This window comes from Hymenobacter metallicola (assembly GCF_004745645.1).
Classification (GTDB): Bacteria; Bacteroidota; Bacteroidia; order Cytophagales; family Hymenobacteraceae; genus Hymenobacter; species Hymenobacter metallicola.
Map to the genome: position 1 here is coordinate 847,760 of NZ_SRMB01000002.1, position 19,469 is coordinate 867,228.

At 62.8% G+C, this 19,469-nt stretch carries 16 protein-coding genes; 10 read left to right on the forward strand and 6 right to left on the reverse strand.

Annotated elements, in window-relative coordinates; translation table 11 throughout:
• Positions 1-25: 25 nt before the first annotated feature.
• Entirely contained in the window at positions 26-3,580 is a 3,555-nt protein-coding gene (locus E5K02_RS14380) for a PQQ-dependent sugar dehydrogenase (RefSeq protein ID WP_135395640.1), read from the forward strand.
• A 139-nt stretch (positions 3,581-3,719) separates the two neighbouring features.
• Positions 3,720-4,226 (forward strand): GNAT family N-acetyltransferase, encoded by a 507-nt coding sequence (locus E5K02_RS14385; RefSeq protein WP_135395642.1) that lies wholly within the window; start codon positions 3,720-3,722, stop codon positions 4,224-4,226.
• On the opposite strand, the gene E5K02_RS14390 is transcribed toward E5K02_RS14385, so the two are convergent.
• Together E5K02_RS14390 and E5K02_RS14395 are read right to left on the reverse strand one after the other, a co-directional pair.
• A complete protein-coding gene (locus tag E5K02_RS14390; protein WP_135395644.1) occupies positions 4,223-4,813 on the reverse strand; it encodes a hypothetical protein in 591 nt (196 codons plus the stop codon). The two genes, E5K02_RS14385 and E5K02_RS14390, sit on opposite strands and share 4 nt — an antisense overlap.
• A gap of 27 nt (positions 4,814-4,840) precedes the next feature.
• Positions 4,841-6,202, reverse strand: coding sequence for an APC family permease (locus tag E5K02_RS14395; RefSeq protein ID WP_135395646.1), 1,362 nt, complete (start codon positions 6,200-6,202; stop codon positions 4,841-4,843).
• A 99-nt stretch (positions 6,203-6,301) separates the two neighbouring features.
• On the opposite strand from E5K02_RS14395, the gene E5K02_RS14400 reads away from it, so the two are divergent.
• The 4 genes from E5K02_RS14400 to E5K02_RS14415 all read left to right on the forward strand — a co-directional run bounded on the left by E5K02_RS14400 (position 6,302) and on the right by E5K02_RS14415 (position 9,861).
• The gene (locus tag E5K02_RS14400; protein WP_135395648.1) at positions 6,302-7,240 is read left to right on the forward strand and encodes a cation diffusion facilitator family transporter; all 939 of its coding nucleotides are present in this window, start codon (positions 6,302-6,304) and stop codon (positions 7,238-7,240) included.
• A 96-nt stretch (positions 7,241-7,336) separates the two neighbouring features.
• Entirely contained in the window at positions 7,337-8,578 is a 1,242-nt protein-coding gene (locus E5K02_RS14405; protein ID WP_135395650.1) for a glycoside hydrolase family 1 protein, read from the forward strand.
• 7 nt (positions 8,579-8,585) lie between these two features.
• A complete protein-coding gene (locus E5K02_RS14410; RefSeq protein ID WP_135395652.1) occupies positions 8,586-9,308 on the forward strand; it encodes a phospholipase D-like domain-containing protein in 723 nt (240 codons plus the stop codon).
• 31 nt (positions 9,309-9,339) lie between these two features.
• Positions 9,340-9,861 (forward strand): methylated-DNA--[protein]-cysteine S-methyltransferase, encoded by a 522-nt coding sequence (locus E5K02_RS14415; RefSeq protein WP_135395653.1) that lies wholly within the window; start codon positions 9,340-9,342, stop codon positions 9,859-9,861.
• On the opposite strand, the gene E5K02_RS14420 is transcribed toward E5K02_RS14415, so the two are convergent.
• Positions 9,858-10,742 (reverse strand): alpha/beta hydrolase, encoded by an 885-nt coding sequence (locus tag E5K02_RS14420; RefSeq protein WP_135395655.1) that lies wholly within the window; start codon positions 10,740-10,742, stop codon positions 9,858-9,860. The genes E5K02_RS14415 and E5K02_RS14420 overlap by 4 nt on opposite strands.
• A gap of 212 nt (positions 10,743-10,954) precedes the next feature.
• Between E5K02_RS14420 and E5K02_RS14425 the strand changes: the two genes are divergently transcribed.
• Positions 10,955-11,677, forward strand: coding sequence for a tetratricopeptide repeat protein (locus E5K02_RS14425; protein WP_135395657.1), 723 nt, complete (start codon positions 10,955-10,957; stop codon positions 11,675-11,677).
• Between the two features lie 76 nt (positions 11,678-11,753).
• On the forward strand, positions 11,754-12,488 hold the full coding sequence (locus E5K02_RS14430) for a hypothetical protein (RefSeq protein WP_135395659.1): 735 nt from the start codon (positions 11,754-11,756) through the stop codon (positions 12,486-12,488).
• Between the two features lie 69 nt (positions 12,489-12,557).
• On the opposite strand, the gene E5K02_RS14435 is transcribed toward E5K02_RS14430, so the two are convergent.
• Positions 12,558-14,990 carry a M4 family metallopeptidase gene (locus E5K02_RS14435; RefSeq protein ID WP_135395660.1) on the reverse strand — a complete coding sequence of 811 codons (2,433 nt, stop codon included), beginning with the start codon at positions 14,988-14,990 and terminating at the stop codon, positions 12,558-12,560.
• A 296-nt stretch (positions 14,991-15,286) separates the two neighbouring features.
• Between E5K02_RS14435 and E5K02_RS14440 the strand changes: the two genes are divergently transcribed.
• Positions 15,287-16,054, forward strand: a complete 768-nt coding sequence (locus tag E5K02_RS14440) for an SDR family oxidoreductase (protein ID WP_135395662.1) — start codon at positions 15,287-15,289, stop codon at positions 16,052-16,054.
• 74 nt (positions 16,055-16,128) lie between these two features.
• On the opposite strand, the gene E5K02_RS14445 is transcribed toward E5K02_RS14440, so the two are convergent.
• Together E5K02_RS14445 and E5K02_RS14450 are read right to left on the reverse strand one after the other, a co-directional pair.
• Entirely contained in the window at positions 16,129-17,001 is an 873-nt protein-coding gene (locus E5K02_RS14445; RefSeq protein ID WP_135395664.1) for an ATP-grasp domain-containing protein, read from the reverse strand.
• A gap of 7 nt (positions 17,002-17,008) precedes the next feature.
• On the reverse strand, positions 17,009-18,328 hold the full coding sequence (locus E5K02_RS14450; RefSeq protein WP_135395666.1) for an amidohydrolase: 1,320 nt from the start codon (positions 18,326-18,328) through the stop codon (positions 17,009-17,011).
• A 255-nt stretch (positions 18,329-18,583) separates the two neighbouring features.
• Here E5K02_RS14450 and E5K02_RS14455 point away from each other — a divergent pair, with 255 nt between their 5' ends.
• A complete protein-coding gene (locus tag E5K02_RS14455) occupies positions 18,584-19,381 on the forward strand; it encodes a WG repeat-containing protein (RefSeq protein WP_135395668.1) in 798 nt (265 codons plus the stop codon).
• The last annotated feature ends 88 nt before the right edge of the window (positions 19,382-19,469 follow it).

The following is a 19,469-nucleotide window of genomic DNA, read 5'->3' on the forward strand; positions in this document are numbered from 1 at the left end:
TTCCACAACCTCTACCAACCCTGCTATGAAAACACTTCTTCGTATTGGGCGGCCCGTCGGCTGCCGGATCCGCCCGTCGACGGCTAAGCTGCAAACGGCCCTGCTGCTGCTTTTACTGAGTCTGCTGGCCCTGACAACCGTGGGCCAAACCTTCCCGGCCGGCTTCAACCAAGTATCAGTCGCCAACGGCATCAGCAACCCTACCGTGCTGGCCTTTGCCCCCGATGGGCGAATTTTCGTGGGGGAGCAGGGCGGGGCCCTGCGCGTTATCAAGAACGGGAGCCTGCTGGCCACGCCTTTTGTGCGCTTGAGCGTAAATTCCAGCGGGGAGCGGGGCCTGATTGGCATAGCCCTCGACCCGAATTTTAGTACAAATAAGTACATCTACCTTTATTACACGGTCAGCACGGCGCCGCTGCACAACCGCATCAGCCGTTTCACGGCCGCCGGCGACGTGGCCGTGGCGGGCAGCGAGGTGGTGGTGCTGGAGCTCGACCCGCTGAGCTCGGCCACCAACCACAACGGCGGGGCCATGAGCTTCGGGGCCGATGGCAAGCTATACGTCGCCATTGGGGAAAACGCCAACGGCAGCCACGCCCAGAACCTGGACACCTACCACGGCAAGTTTCTGCGCATCAATCCCGACGGCTCGGTACCGGCCGGCAACCCCTTCCCTACCGGCTCGGAGCAGCGGCGGCGCGTGTGGAGCTACGGCCTGCGCAACCCCTACACCTTTGCCATTCAGCCCACCACGGGCCGGATTTTCCTCAACGACGTGGGCCAGAACACCTGGGAGGAAATCGACGACGCTACCACGGGGGGCCGCAATTTCGGCTGGCCCGCCACCGAGGGCGCCACCACGGCTGCCGGCGTCACGAGCCCGGTGTTCAGCTACCCCCACGGCACCGGCGACGGCAAGGGCTGCGCCATTACGGGCGGCACCTTCTTCAACCCGGCCAGCACTACTTACCCCGCTTCCTACGTCGGCAAGTACTTCTACCAGGATTTGTGCAACCAGTGGATCAACTACATTGATTTATCGGGCAGCACGCCCGTCCGCTCACCCTTTGCCACGGCCCTGCCCGGCAACGCCGTTGGCCTGACTACCGGCCTCGACGGCAACCTCTACTACCTGAGCCGCAGCGCCGGGGCCCTTTACAAAGTGGTGTATACGCCCTCGACCAGTGCCCCCGTCATTACCGGCCAGCCGGCCAATGTGAGTGTGGCCCCGGGGCAAGCGGCGTCCTTTACCGTCGCGGCCACCGGCACGGCCCCCTTGAGCTACCAATGGCAGAAGAACGGGGTGAACATCACCGGGGCTACGGCCGCCACCTATACTATTGCCAGCGTCACGGCTGCCGATGCCGGCCAGTACCGGGCCGTGGTAACCAATGCCGTGGGCTCGGCAACCAGCAGCGTGGCTACGCTCACCGTGACGGCGCCCAACACCGCGCCGACGGCCCAGATCCTGACGCCGGCCGACGGCACAACCTACGTGGCCGGCACGACCATTACCTTCTCCGGGGATGCCACCGACGCCGAGCAGGGCGCCTTGCCAGCCAGCGCCTTCAGCTGGAAAGTTGACTTTCACCACGACACCCACGTGCACGACGGCACCGCGTTCAATCAGGGCTTGAAAACCGGCTCTTTTGCCATTCCCAACACCGGGGAAACGGCTGCCAACGTGTGGTACCGGCTTTACTTGACCGTGACGGACGCCGGCGGCCTGACGTCCACCGTGTACCGCGACATTTACCCCCGCACCTCGGTGCTGAGCTTTGCCACCAACCCGGCCGGCCTGCGGCTGACTCTGGACGGGCAGCCCCTGAATACCCCGGCCGCCGTGACGAGCGTGGAAGGCGTGCTGCGGACCCTGGGCGTGGTGAGTCCGCAGACGGTGAACGGGGTTACCTACGAGTTTACGGGCTGGAGCCAGGGCGGCACGGCCACCCAAACCCTGACCACGCCTACCGCCGATGCCACCTACACGGCCAGCTTCCGGGTGGTACCGACCGGACAGGCCGTGGCGAGCTTCACGTTGCTCAACGCCGATACCGACCAGCCCATAGTCGGCTACGACCCGCTGCCGGCCGGGGCCGTGCTCAACCTGGCTACGCTGCCTTCGCGCAACCTCAGCATCAGGGCCAACACCAACCCGGGCACCGTGGGCAGCGTGCGGTTTGCCTACGATGCCAACGCCAACTTCCGGACCGAAAACACGGTGCCCTACGCCCTGGCCGGCGACAATGGTCCTACCGATTACTTGCCCTGGACGCCCACCGTGGGTAGCCACACCCTAACGGCCACGCCCTACACGGCCGCCAATGCTACGGGCACGGCCGGCCAGGCCCTGACCGTCAACTTCACCGTAACCGATGCCGCCCTACGCACGCCCGACAACCCCGCCAACACGGTAGCGGGCCTGAACTACGGGTATTACGAAGGCACTGGCTGGAGCGCCCTGCCCACTTTTGCCACCCTAACACCCGCCAAAACGGGTACGGTAACGGGCTTTGACCTGGGGCCGCGCAGCCGGGATGAAAACTTTGCCTTCCGCTACACCGGCTACGTGCGCGTGCCCGCCGATGGGGTTTATTCCTTCTTTACCAACTCCGACGACGGCAGCCAGCTGTTCATTGGCACGCAACTGGTGGTCAACAACGACGGGCTGCACGGGGCGGCCGAGAAGTCGGGTACCATCGGGCTGCGGGCGGGCGTACATGCCATTACCGTGACCTTTTTTGAGCGCACGGGCGCCGAGGTGCTGGGCGTGAGCTACGCGGGGCCGGGCCTAGCGAAGCAGCCGATACCGGGGGCGGCGTTGTCGCGGCCCGGCACGGCGCCGGCGGCCATCTATCTGTCGGATCTTCCCTGGGTTTCGGCCAGCAGCGGCTGGGGACCGGTGGAGCGCGACGGCAGCAACGGGGAGCTGGACCCGGCCGACAGCAAAACCATTAGTCTGGGCGGCGTCACGTACACGAAAGGCCTGGGCGTGCACGCGGCCTCCGAAATAGTATATGCCCTAAACGGCGCCTACACCCGCCTACTGAGCGACATGGGGGTGGATGACGAAGTCGACAACAACGGCAGCGTGAGGTTTCAGGTGTATCTGGACGGTACGCTGGCCTACGAAAGCAGCACGCTGACGGGCGCCTCCGCCCCGGCCCGCCTCGACCTGAATGTGGTTGGCAAAAACCAGCTGCGCCTGGTTGTTACCAACGCCGACGACAACAGCAACTACGACCACGCCGACTGGGCCGGGGCTCACCTGCTGCCCGCCTCGGAGCTGCAACCGGCACAGCGGGAGAGGGCTCCTCAGTCCAGCTCCCTGCCCTTCGAGCTCTACCCCAACCCGGCCCGCACCTTCGTGACGCTGGGCCTGCAGCTACCCGAAGCCCAGGTGGTGCGCGTGACCGTGCTCGACGCGCTGGGCCGGCAGCTACTGGACGCGGCGCACACGGCAACTCTGGGGCACTCCGAATGGCAGCTGCCGTTGCAGGATCTGGCCCCGGGCGTGTATCTGGTAACGGTGCGTTCGGCTACCGGTAGCACTACCCAACGCTTGGTAGTAGCCGACTAATAGGGAGTTACTCTTTTGCACAAGCCCAGCAGGGCGGGTCCCGAGGACTCGTCGTGCTGGGCTTTTTGCTGCTCTGTTAGCAAAGAGCAGCACCCGAATGTAGGTTGAATCGTGTATGTTCAGGGCTTAAAATCAACCCATGCCTACTATCCGCCTCGCCACAACCGCCGACCTGCCCGCCATCCTGAACCTGGTACGCCGCGTGGTGCCCCTGATGCAGGCCAGCGGCAACCAGCAGTGGTCGGCCGACTACCCCAATGAGGAAGTTTTCCGCCACGACATCCGCCAAAACCAGCTATGGGTGGCCGAACTGGAAGGAAATGTAGCCGGCGTGGCAGCTCTCACCCAGGACCAGGACGCGGAATACGCCCAGGCCGACTGGGACGCTACCGAAACGGCCATTGTCACCCACCGCTTGGCCGTGGACCCCAGTGCCCAAGGCCGGGGCGTGGCGGCGGCCTTGCTGGAGCAGGCCGAGCGGCTGGCCGTGGCCCGGGGCCTGCACGCCCTGCGGGTGGATACCAACTCCGAAAATGCCGCTACCCAGCGGCTGTTTCCGAAGCTGGGCTACCGGTTTGCGGGCGAAATCACCTTGGCGTTTCGGCCGGGGCTGCGGTTTTTCTGCTACGAGAAGCGGCTGGATTAATTGGTAGCCTCAAAGGCTTGCAGCTCCTGCAGTTCCGCCCGTATCTGCTGTTCCCAGGCCGCTTGCTTGTCCGGCAGCGTGGCGTAGTTCGTTTCCTCGGTGTAGCGAACCTGGCGCAGCTGGCACTCCTTCATTTGCCCCGCCAGCAGCTCGTTGATATCAGGTTTGCCCAGCAGCACCATTTTCCGGGCGCTGGCCCGGGCCTGCTGCCGCAGCCGCCGCAGGTATATTTCCTGGATATCAAACAGGGTTTGCTGAAAGCGAATCTGCTGCGGAATGTCGGCGCGGTTTGTTGTGTCGAGCCACGAGGCGGAGCGCAGCATCTGATTATGAAAGATCTTGTTGCCTCCCTTGCCCAGCAGCTCGAACACCGGGCCGTTCAGGCTACAGTGGAGGCTGGCATTGCTGCCGCGCAGGTTGCTATGGGGCTGAAGCTTCAGCTGAAAATCGGCGGCCGTAATGCGCCGGGTCGCGCTCCACTCCAGAAAGTCCGCGTCAGCGTTGGCCACCTGTTGGGCCCGGGCCGCTGGGGCGGCCAGCGCTATACTAGTCAGGAGTAGCAGCAGAAAACGAAAAGGATGTTGCACTAGCGTATTCGGTCAGTAGCGTATGGCTTAACGATTCGCAAACGGCCATTGTCCGCGCCGCCGGCTCCAGAGTAAAAATACGATAATACCCGTGCTGATAACCGTCAGGCCCGAGAGCATAAAGGTGGGGCCGGTACTCCAGAAAATGAGCAGCCACACCGCCACGGCAATGACCACGGGCAGGGGGTAGAGCGGCATCTTGAAAGGCAAGCTGGCTGTGCCGTTGCGCCGGCGCAGCAACACCAGCCCTACCGCCTGCCCCACGAACTGCACCAGAATGCGCATGGCCAGAATGGCGGTAATGACCTCGCCGAGCCGGAACAGCAGACTGAACACGAAGCCCACCCCGCCCAGAATCAGCAGCGACACGTGGGGAAAGTGCTTGGTCGGGTGGGTCTTGGCGAAAATAGGCAGGAACTCGCCATCGGCGGCTGCCGCGTAGGGAATGCGGGAGTAGCCCAGCAGCACGGCAAACAAGGAGGCAAAGGCCACCCACAGCACCAGGGCCGTAGCCCACTGCGCCGCCACGGCCCCGTAGAGCTTTTCGACGAAGGTGCTGACGATGAACTCAGAGTGCTGGGCCTGCTGCCAGGGAATAACCGTGCCCACGCTCCAGTTGAGCAGCAGATACAAGGCCATGATACCCAGAATGCTCAGAAAAATACTGCGCGGTATGACGCGCTGCGGGTTCTGAATTTCGCCGCCCAAGTGGCACACGTTGTAGTAGCCCAGGTAGGAGTAAATCGTTTTCACGGCCGCCTGCCCCATAGCCGCCGACAGCAACAGGCCCGGCAAGGCCGAAAAGCCCCCCGCCGGCAGCCAGGCCACCGGGTGCTCGGCGTGGGTGAGTCCTCCGAAAATCAGCCAGCCCATGAGACCCAGCACGCCCACCCAGAGCAGCACGCCCAGCCGGCCGATGTCCTCGATGCGGCGGTAGAGCAGGGCAATAAGCAGCAGCACGACCACGCCCGACACCAGCTTGGGCTGCCACCACTCGGTGAGCGGCACCAGGTAGCCGAAGTACTGGGCAAAGCCAATGGCGCCCGAGGCCACTACCAGCGGGGCCTGCACCAGGGTTTGCCACACGTAGAGAAACGACATCAGCCGCCCCCACTTTTTCTCGCCGTAGGCCAGCTTCAGAAACTTGTAGCTGCCGCCCGCCTCCGGGTGGGCCGCGCCCAGCTCACTCCAGATCAGCCCGTCGACGATGGCCAGGCCGGCCCCTACCAGCCAGGCCAGCAGAAAATACGGCCCCATGAAGCCCATGACCAGCGGCAGGGTCACGAAAGGCCCGATACCGACCATGTCAATCATGTTCAGGGCCGTGGCTTGCACCAGCCCCAGGCGGCGGCGCAGGGGCGCCGGGTTTTCGGTAGAGGTATTGTTCATAGAGGCGTAAAAGTCGGATAAAAGCGGATTGTTCAGCCCCCGGTTCCAACCTCGCTTTGGCGGGGCGCGTACGACGGGTACCTAAACTTACCTTTTCCTATGGCTGGAAGCTCTTCCAAGCTGGTTGTGTACGGGGCCATCGGGGCCAATATTGCCATTGCCATCAGCAAGTTCGTAGCCGCCTTTTTCACGGGCTCGTCGGCCATGCTTTCCGAGGGCATTCACTCCCTGGTTGACAGCGGCAACGGCCTGCTGATTCTCTACGGCGTCAGGCAAGCCGAGAAGCCGGCCGATGCCCACCACCCCTTCGGGCGCAGCAAGGAGCTGTATTTCTGGGCCCTGATTGTGGCCGTGCTGGTGTTTTCGGTGGGCGGCGGCATGTCGTTCTACGAAGGCATCGAGCACCTGAAGCACCCGGCGCCCATCACCGACCCTACCTGGAACTACTGGGTGCTGGGCCTGTCGATGCTGTTTGAGGGTATTTCCTTTTTCCTGGCTTTCCGCGAGTTCAACAAGAGCCGGGGCGGGGCCGGCTTCTGGCAAACGCTGAACCGCAGCAAAGACCCCTCGGTATTTGCCATCATGATGGAGGACTTAGCCGCCCTGCTGGGCCTGGTCATTGCGTTGCTGGGCGTCTATTTTGGGCATCTGCTCAACAACCCCTACCTCGACGGCGCCGCGTCCATCTGCATCGGCGTGCTGCTCGTTGCCGTGGCTATTTTTCTGATTTACAAAACCAAAGGCCTGCTTGTCGGGGAAGGCGTAGACGTTGAAACCCTGGCTAGCATCGATGCTATTTCGCGGGCCGAAAAGGCCGTCGAAACGATCCGCACCCCGCTAACTTCCTACCTGGGTCCTGCCGACGTGGTGCTGGCCCTCGACGTACAGTTCCGCCGCGACCTGACGGCCGGGCAGGTGGAAGAGGCCATCGACCGGCTGCAGGATGCCATTCGGGCCAAGCACCCCGAGTTCAAGCGTATTTTCATCGAAGCCAAGTCCCTCAGTCAGAAGCAGCGCCAGATCGACGCTTCGTCTTAAATTGACTTTTGGCTGTATATTATTGCCGTTTCCCGCTCTTCCTGTCGCTGCCGCTGTACCCGCCCGGCGGTGATTTTCCTCTGAAACCCTTTCTGTATGCCGAAACGCAAACCCACAACCGCCACACTCCCGGCTAACCCGTTCAACACCTTCTGGATGGGCGGCTACGAATGCACCGACCAGCTGAATGCCTTCGGGCACCGCGTCGATTTTTTGCACGTAACCGGCCACCTGCAGCGTATTGACGCCGACTACCAGGATTTACAGCCCTTCAACATCGGAACCGTGCGGGAAGGCATCCGCTGGAGCCAGGTGGAAAAAACTGCCTATCAGTACGACTGGAGCACCGTCCAGGACATGCTCGACGCGGGCCAGCGCCACGGTATTCAGCAAGTCTGGGACCTGTGCCACTTCGGCTACCCCGACGACCTGACGCCCCTGCACCCCATGTTTGCCCGCCGCTTTGCCCACCTCTGCCGGGCCTTTGTGGCATTTTACCGCGCCCAGCGCCCCAACGATACACTCATCGTGACGCCCATCAACGAGGTGAGCTTTATGAGCTGGCTCGGCGGCGACGTGCGTGGTACCTCGCCCTACTGCGTGGGCCAGGGCTGGGAAGTGAAGCGGGGCCTGATGCGCGCCTACATCGAAGGGGTGGCTGCTTTGCGCGAGGCCGACCCCGGCATCCGCATCCTGACCACCGAACCCCTGATTCATATTGTGGCGGCACCCAATGCTTCGCCCGAGCTGCGGCAGCGGGCCCGCGACTTCGATGAAAACCAGTTTCAGGCCGTGGATATGCTCTCGGGCCGCCTGTGCCCCGACCTGGGCGGCAAGCCTGAGTACCTGGACCTGCTGGGCTTCAACTACTACTACGACAACCAGTGGCAGCTCGACCCGCACCAGACCTTGCCCTGGGCCAATGACCACAACGACCCGCGCTTCCGCCCCCTGAGCTTCCTGCTGACCCGGGCCTGGCAGCGCTACAACCGCCCCGTGGTGCTCACCGAAACCAGCCACCCCGGCATCGACCGGCCCCTGTGGATTGAGATGATTGGCCGGGAATGCGCCGCGGCTTTGCAGGCGGGCGTGCCCGTATTCGGAGCCTGCCTCTACCCCATCATCGACCGGCCCGACTGGGACCACCTCACGCCCTGGCACCGCGCTGGCCTCTGGGATGCCGACACCACAGCTGCGGAACCCGGCCTGACCCGCGTGCTGGATACGGCCTACGCCTCGGCCCTGCTCGACGCCCAGGAAACCGTGTCGACCGCCATTCCCAAGCCCATCAAGCGGATTTCGGAATCGGACGTGGCCTTGTCTTTGTCGCTAACCTAGTCGCTGTATGAACTCCTCCGCTTCCGACCCGGCCGGCACCGCCGACCTGCTGCGCCACTTTGAGCAGGCCTTTGCCGATTCCACCTTGTCGGCGGCGGAGGCCCGCGAGCTGCGGGCCCGGCTGGCCGCGCACGGGCAGCAAGGCTCGGCCCTGACCACGCTGCGCCACCAGCTGTTTGCCATGGCCCGGGAACGGTTCAATTCCTTCGAGGACAAGGCTGTAGTGGAATGGCTGGAGGCGGCTAGCGCCCTACTGCTGCCCCTGGCCCCGCCCCAGCCCACGCATACTACCGTGCATTTCAGCCCGGGCAATGCCTGTGTGGAGGCTATCCGAAAGTTTATCGGCCAGGCGGCTCACCAGCTCGACGTGTGCGTATTCACCATTTCCGACGACCGGATAACCGACGCCCTGCTGGCGGCCCACCGCCGGGGCGTGGCTATTCGCCTGCTCACCGACAACGACAAGCTCCACGACCGGGGCTCCGATATCGAGCAGCTGCGCGCCAGTGGCCTGCCGGTCCGCATCGACCAGACCACCGACCACATGCACCATAAGTTTGCCCTGGCCGACCGCCGCCTGGTGCTGACGGGCAGCTACAACTGGACCCGGTCGGCGGCTACGGTTAACCTGGAGAACCTGCTTATCACCGATGACCCCACGGCCGTACAGCGCTACAGCACCGAGTTTGACCGGCTCTGGGACGCCATGGCGGTTTTTGAGGGCGCGTAGATAGCCGAGCGTCAAGTATCTTGGCCTCGCTATGGCTGCTTCAATCCTTTCCCCCTCCGACTTTGCGTATGCCTACCTGTCCACGCCGGTGGGGCTGCTGGAGCTGAAAGCTTCCGACGCGGGCTTGGCGGCCGTTACCTTCCTGGATGAGCCCGGGAGCCTGGCGCCCACGTCGCCCCTGGCCGTGGCCGGCTGTCTGCGCGAAGCCCACCGCCAGCTGCAAGCCTATTTTGGCCGCGAGCTACGCGACTTTTCCCTGCTCTACGACCAGCCCCGGGGTACCGAGTTTCAGCAGCGGGTGTGGCACATGCTTCAGCGCGTGGGCTACGGCCGCACCGCCTCCTACCTGGACCTGGCCCGCTTGCTGGAAAACCCCGGCGCCGTGCGGGCCGTGGGCGCGGCCAACGGGCAAAACCCGCTGGCCATTGTGTGGCCCTGCCACCGCATCATCGGTGCCAGCGGCCAGCTGACGGGTTATGCCGGAGGCCTGCCGCGCAAAAAATGGCTCCTGGCCCACGAGCAGCCGGCGGCCCAGGGGGAACTGTTCGGCTAGCCGGGGGCACCCACGAACTTGAGCAGCTCCCGGTATATCACATTGTTCTGCCAGTAGAGCTGCAGCACCATGGGCACGTGCTTTTTGCCCGCCAGCACCGAAAACTGCGGCTCGCGGCCCAGTCCCTTCAGTTTCTGCCGAAACTTCTCCGAGCTGCTACTGATAGACGGGTAGGTTTCGCCACCGACAAACAGCAGGAACGGCGGCGTCTGGGCCGTCACAAAATACATCGGCGACACGGCCTTCCAACCCGCCGGGTCTTTGCCGAAGGGCACCAGGTACTGCTCGTCGCCATCGTAGCGCATTTTCTGCAGGTAGTCGTACATGTCCAGGCCCGCCGGGTCGTCGAGGATGGCGCCGCGCACGGGGTTGGCAGCCACCCCGCGGCGGGCAAACAGCTGGTTGTCGGCGGCTAGCAGCGCGGCCAGTCCGCCCCCGGCCGAGTGGCCCATGGTGAACAAACGCTGCGGGTCGCCCCCGTACTCGGCAATGTGCTGGGTGGTCCAGAGCACGGCCCGGGCGCAGTCGTCGGCCATGGCGGGCACCTGCACCTGGGGCGCGAGCCGGTAGTTGATAACCACGGCCACCACGCCCTGCTTGGCGAGCCGACGCCCGATGAAGGAGTAAAAGTTTTTGTTGCCGCTGTTCCAGCTACCGCCGTGAATGAACACCACGACCGGGTAAGGTGCAGCCGCTCGTTTGCGCGGGGCATAAATATCGAGGCGGTGGCGCGCCGGGTCGAAGTCGGGCTCCGTGCTAGAAACGTAGGCCACATCGGCCGTGCGGCGGCTGGGCCGGGCCTGGGCAAACTCTGTAGCCACAAGCAGCAACACAACCACTGCCAGTAGGGCCGGCAGGGCCAGAAATCGAAATAAGGTCATGTAAGAGAAATACGAGGAAGAAGTACCGGAAAGGAACCCGGTGGGGGCGTATATACTTTGTAGAGCAGGTCGCCGGATTGCTTTTGCCCAGGCTTTGGCGCTCAACGCAGGCCCGCACCTCAGGTTGCCGGGCCCCGCGCTATATTTGCTTGGTCAGCCCTTTGGGCCGGCCCCAATTTTTTCTTTCCGTTCTCTTTTTGCTTTCTGTCTACATGAAAAAATTCCTGTTGCTCCTGGTCTGCGGCGTTACCCTGGCCATGGCCCCCGCCCAGGCTCAGCGCAAGTCCAAGGTCAAGGTGAAAACCGAAGGTGCCGCGGGCAGCACCGCCAACCGCCTGCTGCCCCTGTTCGGGGGCCTGTCGGTAGAAGCGGCAACCCAGGTGGTCGGCCCGGCTTTTCTGGCCGACATCGACCGGAATTTTCCTTCCCGAGCCGAGGCCAGCAAGTTTTTCTCCGACAAAGGCTACGAGTACATCACCGAAAACAAGCCCGACACGGCCCTGTACCGCTTCAACCTGGCCTGGCTGCTGGATCAGAAGAATGCCGACGTGTACCGCGGGCTGGGCGTTATTGCCAGCCGCAACGACACGCCCGACGAGTCTATCAGCCTGCTGACCCAGGGCTTGGCAGTAGCGCCCACCAGCACGCTTATGCTCAGCGACTTGGGCACCAGCTACCTGATCCGCTACCAGCAAACGAAAAAGAAAAAAGACCTGGATCAAGCCCAGAAGCACCTGGAAAAAGCCCTGGCCACCGATGCGACCAACGCCTTTGCCTGGCAGCAGATGGGCCGGGTGCACTACCTGCGGGAAGACTACACCAAGGCCTGGGAAGCGGTGCATAAAGGCCAAAGCCTGAACGTGAGCAGCCTCGATTTTGAGTTGATCAGTGACCTCTCGGCCAAGCTGCCCGACCCCAAAGGCATGTTCAAATAAACGGTTGCGGCAGGCTCGGCGGTAACGGCAAGGAGCTGGTGTGCGTATCTGGGCTGCTCACCAACTTCATTCGGCCGTGAACTTTCGTCAGATATTCTTCAGCAGCCTGCTGCTTTTTGCCCTCGTAGCCCAGTCAGCCCAGGCCCAGAGCCCGGAGCGCCGCAAGCGTCATTTCACCAACTCGGCCCGGCCCTACCACCGGGGGCCGCTGTATTTCACGCTGGGCGGTGGCGCAGCTTTCTACAACGGGGATCTGGCGGAAAGCTTTGCCGACAACTTGCCCGGCCCCAGCGGCAGCATTGGCGTGCTGTACCTGGTGCGCCCCCGGGTGATGGTGGGCAGTGAGCTGTCCTTGTTTAAGCTCGGGGCTAAAGACCAGCTGCCGGAGCGTGGTTACGCCTTCCAGGGCAAGAATGGCGCTCTAACGGGCTTCGTCCGTTACGAGCTGGTCCGGGATGAGTCGCAGTTTGCCGATTCCCGCGGGTCGGCGGCCCTTATCAAGCCCTACGTGAAGGCCGGAGCCGGCTTTTTGCTCTACACACCCGAATCATACTTGGGCGACGGGCGGCCGGTGCCCAGCACCACGTTCCTGACGGCCGAGCGCAACGACTACCCCGCCACGGCCCTGATTGCCCCAGTCGGCCTGGGTTTGGTAGTTCGCCTGCTGCCCAACCTGAATGCTACGGCTGAAGGCTCCTACTACTTCACAACCACCGACCACCTCGACGACATCAGCCAGCGCGGCAATGCTACCCGCAACGACGGCTTTGGCTTGGTCGAGCTCAAGCTTGAATACTCGCCTTGGCGTTAACCATTTGGGTTACCAACATAAAAAAGGCCCGCCGAATGGCGGGCCTTTTTCAGTTACCAGGCAGTCAAATTATTCTTTCACGAAGCGCTGACGGTAGGTTGTCTGCCCGTCGCTGACAGTGAGCGTGTACATGCCCTTAGCCAGGTTGGCTACGTTCAGCAGGCCGTTGCCCTCGTAGCGGGCCGTCTTGCTGATGGCGCCGCGCACGTCCATTACCTGCACCGAGGTAATGGCCGCGTTGCCGGGCAGGGCAATGTTGAGGCGGTCGGCTGCCGGGTTCGGGTACACCTCGAACTGGCTCGACACCGTGGCCCCCGAGAGGCTGGCTACTCCGTCGAAGGTGGTGCCGCCGCTGATGGTCACGCTATAGTCTTCGGTTTCGCCGTAGCTGTAGGCATTGCAGCTGGTCGTGGCCGAGTTGTCGCTCATTACCACCCGCATGCGGGTTTTGCCATTTTTAGCCGAAACGGGTACCGTGAAGCTGGAGCTGCGGGTAGCGCTAGACGTGCTGGCCGCGGCGCTTACCACCAATTCACCGGCATCGGTAAAGACGCCATTCTGGTTGTAGTCAATGTACACTTTGAAGTACTCCGAGTAAGCCGTACCGGCAAAGCCCGCGCTGTAGCTGATAGTCTGAGTCGAGCCAGCCGTCAGGGTCGGAGCGGCCAGGGCCGTGCCGTTGTAGTAACCCGCATCCGCGCCCGAGGTGCGCGTCAAAGAACCCAGGCCCACGTAGTCGATGAACTCATAGGCGACGCTGTTGCCTTTCGACGTGCAGTACGTTACGCCGGTGGGCGGAGGCGTGGTACCGCCCCCGTAGGCAGCGCCCACCCCAACGGCATTCCAGGCGTTGGTTACGGCAATTTCCTGGGCCGAGCCGGCTCCGTACAGGTCCTTAGCCGACTGGATAGAGTAGGTCCGGGCCGCGGCGTAGTTGCTCGAAGCAGTCAGGTACACGCTTTCGGTGCGGTAGGCAATTTTGGCGGCGGCATCAATACCGATGCCGGTTACGCTGAAGCTAGTGCCGATGTCGTTGGTGCCGCTGCCCCCTACCGAGAGGCGGTAGAACCAATGGTTGAGCACGCCCGAGTTGGTGTGCACCCCGCCATTGTCGCCGGTGCCGGTGTACCAGTAGGTGCCCTTGTAGGTATCGGGCTGGTTTTCGGCGTTGGGGTTGCTCATTGAGCGCAGCGAGGGCCGCACCTTGTCGATGTCTTCACCAATGAGCCAGGTTTGCTTGGTGGGCGCCTTATAGTACTCCACGCAGGCCCCCCAAATGTCGGAGAAGCCTTCGTTCATAGCCCCCGATTCGCCTTGGTAGGTCAGGTTGGCCGTGTTGGAGCAAACGGCGTGACCAATTTCGTGGGCGGCAACGTCGAGCGAAGTTAGTGGGTCGAAGCGGGTGGCGCCGTCGCCGTAGGTCATGCGGGTGCCGTCCCAGAAAGCGTTTTCGTAGCCAGCCCCGCCGGGGGTGTCATCGAAGTGCACATAACTCCTGATTTTGGCGCCGGCGTTGTTGTAAGAGTTGCGGCCGTGCACGTTTTTGAAGTAGTCGTAGGTGCCCTGGGCGCCCCAGTGCGCGTCCAGCGCGGCGTTGTCGAAGTTGGCGTTGTTGTACTCCGTCCAGTTGTTATCCGCGTCAATGAAGTCGACAGCGGCGGTGTAGCTGTTGCTCTTGCGGCAGTTGTAGGTCTCAATACCCAGGCCGCGGGTTAGCTCGCGCAGGCGGTAGCCGCCGGTGGTGGTTTCGGTGGCGCTGCTCTGCGTGCCCGAGTACTTGGTGGCGAAAGTGCCGGTGGCGGCGGCGTGCTTGATAATATTATCCTGCATGACCACCTGCCCCGAGTGGGCATCGACGTAGATGTAGGCCCGGCTGATGGGCTGCTGGGCGTAGATGTTGAATTTCCAGGCCAGGGTAGGCTCCCCGAGCTGTCCGGCGGCCACGGCCCTCTGGTTCTGTACAATGACCAGCTCGCCCTGGGGCTTGTAGGTAGCGGCAGGGTTGTTTTCCTGCGCTTTCAGTCCCGCTTCTTCCGCGGCATCCTGCCACATGTATTTCTTGGCGCCTACAAACTGCAATGCTGCCTGCAACGCCGCCGAGGCGCTCAGAGAAGGCGTCACGTTGAGCTCTCCGATTTGCTCGAAGCTGCCGCTCATGCTTTGCACGGCGCCCTGCTTGGCGTGCAGCGTGTAGGAGGCATGCTCCACCTTGACGCCTTTGTAGTACTGCTCGTACCGCTCGTGGGCATAACCAAGCGGGTCAATTTCCGTTTTGCTACGAAGCATCTGGTCGTTGCTGCGCAGGCCGAGCTGCTCGGTAAAGGCCTTGCGGGCATCATTGAGCGTGTACGCCGGGGCATCGACGCGGAAAGCCACCAATTCGGGAGTGCCACGCTCGGACAGGACTTTCTGCAGAACAGCGGACTTGTCCTGGGCCTGGGTGGTGGAGCAGGCAAGGCCACTAGCCAGTAGCACGGCTACTGCTGAGTACTTTTTTTTCATGAAAGTGTGGTTTGGAAGATGGTTGGAAAGGAACGGAGCCCGGAATTGCTACCGAGCGTTAGCAAGATAACAACTCTTCAAACTTATAGCCACTTTTATTGAAATATTTATTACCAAAGCAGCTTTAGTTTGTAATATTTTTAATGCACTTACCAAGATCTGCACACGCCATACCTCTGTATTCTTCGCTTAGGACAGATTACTCGGAGCAACTTTTTCAGATTCGGCCTAGTCTATCGTCAAAATTTTATACGTTCCCGCAAATCCTCAGTACTGCCACTTTTACATAGCCAAAGATGAATAATAGATGGAACCTGGAAGGGCGCACAGCCCTGGTCACCGGAGCTTCCAAGGGTATCGGGGCGGCCGTGGCCGAGGAGCTGCTGCGTTACGGGGCCACCGTAGTAGCCGTGGCTCGCCACGCCCCCGACCTGCAAGCTCAGGTAGCCGCCTGGCAGGCCCAGGGCCTCGCCGCTCACGCCCTGACAGCCGACGTAAGCCGGCCCGACGAACGGCAGAACCTCCTCCACGAATTCAGCCGGCAGTGGCCCAAGCTCGATATCCTGGTCAATAACGTGGGCACCAACATCCGCAAGTCGACGGCCGTGTACAGCGCCGACGACTACCGCCACGTGATGGAAACCAATCTGGAATCTACATTTGGCATGTGCCAGGCGGCCTACGAGCTGCTGCGGCTAAACCAGGGCGGCTGCATCGTGAATATTTCCTCGGTAGCTGGCCAAACCCACCTGCGCACCGGCTCGGTGTATGGCATGACGAAAGCCGCCATCATTCAGCTAACCCGCAACCTGGCCGTGGAATGGGCGCCGGATAATATCCGCGTCAACTGCGTGGCGCCGTGGTACATCCGCACGCCCCTGGCCGCCGGGGTGCTGAGCAACGAGCAGTATCTGCAGGAAGTGCTGAGCCGCACACCCATGCGGCGGGTGGGCGAGCCGGAGGAAGTTGGCAGCGCCGTGGCCTTTCTGTGCCTGCCCGCCGCCAGCTACATCACCGGCCAGACCCTGAGCGTCGATGGGGGTTTCAGCGTGAACGGCTTCTAAAGTTTACCATATCAAACAAAGAAAGGCACTCAGGTTGAGTGCCTTTCTTTGTTTTTGGAGTTTATGGCGGCCCGTTACACGCCTTGGCTCAACGCCGCCTCGTAGCGGGCCAGGGCGCCTTCGCTGGAAGCCAGGTAAAGGAAGGGCTCAATCAGCTCCAGCTCCATCAACAGGAATTCGCCGTTGGCATCTACCCCGTCGACGCGGGCGTAGAGGCAGCCTTGGGCAAACTGCGCGACAATGGCATCGGCCGCCTGGCGCAGGTGCGCCGGGGCCTCGCGAGGCTCGATGCCGCCGCCCAGGTAGTGCTGCACCCGAAAGTCGCCCGATTTGGGGGTTTTCAGCACGCAGTGGCTGTAGGCGCCGCCCAGGTAAATGAGCGACCATTCGCCCTCGGTCTGGATTTCGGGCTGGAAGGGCTGCACCAGAAAGTCTTCGTGCTGCACCAGTTCGGTGAGCTGGGGCAGGCGCTCGGCCGTTTCGGCCCGGGTCAGGGTAAAGGTGTTTTTGGCCCCGCCGCTGACAGCGGGCTTTACCACCAGCTGGTCGCTGTGCAGGATGTCGAACAGCTCGTCGATAACCACGGCACTGCCCTTGGGCAGCCAGTGGGTGGGCACAATCTTTACGCCGGCCTGCTCCATGTCGCGCAGGTATTTCTTGTCGGCATTCCAGCGGATGGTGGCGGAAGGGTTGAGCAGCTTGATGCCGGTGGCATCCATCCGGTCGAGCCAGGCATAAAAGTCATCGACCCGGTCGAAGTAGTCCCAGGGCGACTTCACCACCACTTTGTCGTAGCCGGCCCAGTCGACGGCCGGGTTGGTCCACACCCGGGGAGCTACCTGGTGGCCTTGCTGGCGCAGGTGGCGGGTAAGCAGGGAATCTTCGTCTTCAACGGTGGGCGCCGCATACTGGGCCATGCTTTCGCAGGTAACGAGGGCAATGTTCATTCAGCTCTTACTTTTTGGTAGTCAGGTAATCGGCGGCCAGGGTGGCCAGGGTTTTGACGCCCAGCGTCAGGCCGCTTTCGTCGATGCGGAAGCCGGGCGTGTGGTGGGGAGCGGTGGTGGCGGGGTCGGTGCCCTTGCTCATGCCGCCCACGAACACAAACAGCCCGGGGACTTTCTCCTGGAAAAAGGCGAAGTCTTCGGCCCCGGTCACGGCTTTTTGCAGCACTACTTTATCGGCGCTGCCGGCGGCCGTGCGCAGCGAGGGCAGCATCCGCTCGGTCAGCTTGGGGTCGTTGAAGGTGACGGGGGCGTAGTTCACAATCTCCACCTCGGCCGTGGCCCCGGCGCTTTCGGCAATATTGGTAGCGGTGCGGCGGATGGATTCCCAGATTTTGCGCTGCATGTCCTTGTTGAGCGTGCGGATGGTGCCGGTCAGCTCCACCTGCTCGGGAATGATGTTGTTGCGCACCCCGCCGTGAATCATGCCCACCGTAAGAACGGCCGCGTCTTCGGTCAGCTCGGCCTGGCGGCTGACGATGGTTTGCAGGCCCATTACAATCTGGGAAGCCGTGACGACCGGGTCCACGCTCAGCCAGGGGTAGGCGCCGTGGGCCGATTTGCCCTTTACCTTGATGGTAAACACGTCGGAGGAAGCCATTTCGCCCCCGGGCCGGTACTTCAGCGTGCCCACTTCGGTCTGGGCGTTGATGTGGACCCCGAACATGGCGTCTACCTTGGGGTTATCGAGCACGCCTTCCTTTACCATCAGGCGGGCCCCGCCTTCCTCCCCGGGCAAGGACCCTTCCTCGGCCGGCTGAAACACGAATTTGATGGTGCCGGGCAAGTCCTTTTTCACCTGGCTCAGCACCTCGGCCGCGCCCATGAGCATAGCCACATGGGTATCGTGGCCGCAGGCGTGCATCACGCCCACTTCCTGGCCGTTGTACTGGGTGCGGGCCTTGCTGGCAAAGGGCAGCTCGTTTTTCTCCGTCACGGGCAGGGCGTCCATGTCGGCGCGCAGGGCCACGACGGGGCCGGGCTTGCCGCCCTTCAGAATGCCGACCACGCCGGTGCGGGCCACGCCGGTCTGCACTTCCAGGCCCAGGCTTTTGAGGTGGGCGGCAATAATGCCGGCCGTGCGGGTTTCCTGGTTGCCCAGCTCGGGGTGCTCGTGCAGGTCGCGGCGCCAGGCTATGACCTTGGCTTCCTGCTGGGCCGAGAGCTTGGCAATTCGGGCGTCGAGGGCCGCATTCTGGGCGGCGGCAGGGGAAGCGGCGGCGCCGGCCAGCAGAGCGGCAGCTACCCCGAAAAAGTAACGTTGTTTCATCCGAAACGGGAAAAGCAGATAGTAAGCTGCCAAGGTACAATGCGGGGCGCATTTGCCGAAGCGGCCGGCACTTTCCCAACGCGGTAGTTTGCTGGCGGAGCCGCGCTGCAGCTTGCCGACGAAGATTCAGTCCCGCGTTGCAGGGAAAAGCGCGGGCGGCCCAGTGGTTTGTCAAGTACCCCGCTGGGCCATCAACCGGCTTCGACTGAAGCGAATAGCCTTCCCATTTGCGCCCAGCCCCGTATCTTCGGGGCAATGCCTGGCTTCTTCTCCTCTCTTATTCCTCGCTCTACGCCTGCGCTGCTGCTGGCGCTGTTGCTGGCCCGGCCCGGCACGGCCCAAACGGCCCCGCCCCGCCTGATTCCGTTTCACAAAGGCACAAAATGGGGCTACGCCGACCAAAACCGCCGCCTGGTGCTGCCCCTGCAGTACGACGAGGCCGGCCCCTTTGTGCAGGAACTGGCCTGGGTGCGCATCGGCAGCCTCTACGGCTACATCGACGGGGGCGGCAACCCGGTTACGCCCATGCAGTTTACCAAGGCCGGCACCTTTCACCACGACCGGGCCACGGTGGAGCTGGAGGGCGAGACCTTTCAGATTGACGGCAGCGGCAAGCGCGTGACCACGCCTTCCGAGCCGGAGCCCGAAACCGAGTTTCTCACCCAGGGCGACTTGACGCGGCAAAACGGCAAGGTCGGCTTCCGCTTCACGGTGGGCCAGGCCGTGGTGCCGCCCGTCTACGACGAAATTCAGGAGAACTACAACGGCCTGCTCTTCGTGCGCCAGGGCGCGAAGTGGGGCGTCGTCAACAACAAGGGCAAAGTGGTGCTGCCGCTGGAATACGACGCTATTAAGGCCACAGAAGCCAACAACTTCGCCTTCGCCATTGTAGAGCAGCAGGGCCGCTTCGGGTACCTGGCCGAGGACGGCAAGCTGCTGGTACCGCTCAAGTACAGCGCCGCCGAGCCATTCATAGCCAGTGTGGCCCGCGTGACGACGCCCGACGGCCGCACCGGCTATATCGACTCCCGCGGCCGGGAGTTTTTCGACTAGGATCTGCCCCGGGGCGCCTTCACTACGCGTGTCACGCGCGGCACTTGCTGTTGGAGACTTCGGCAGGTCTTCACCACGTCGGGGCAGA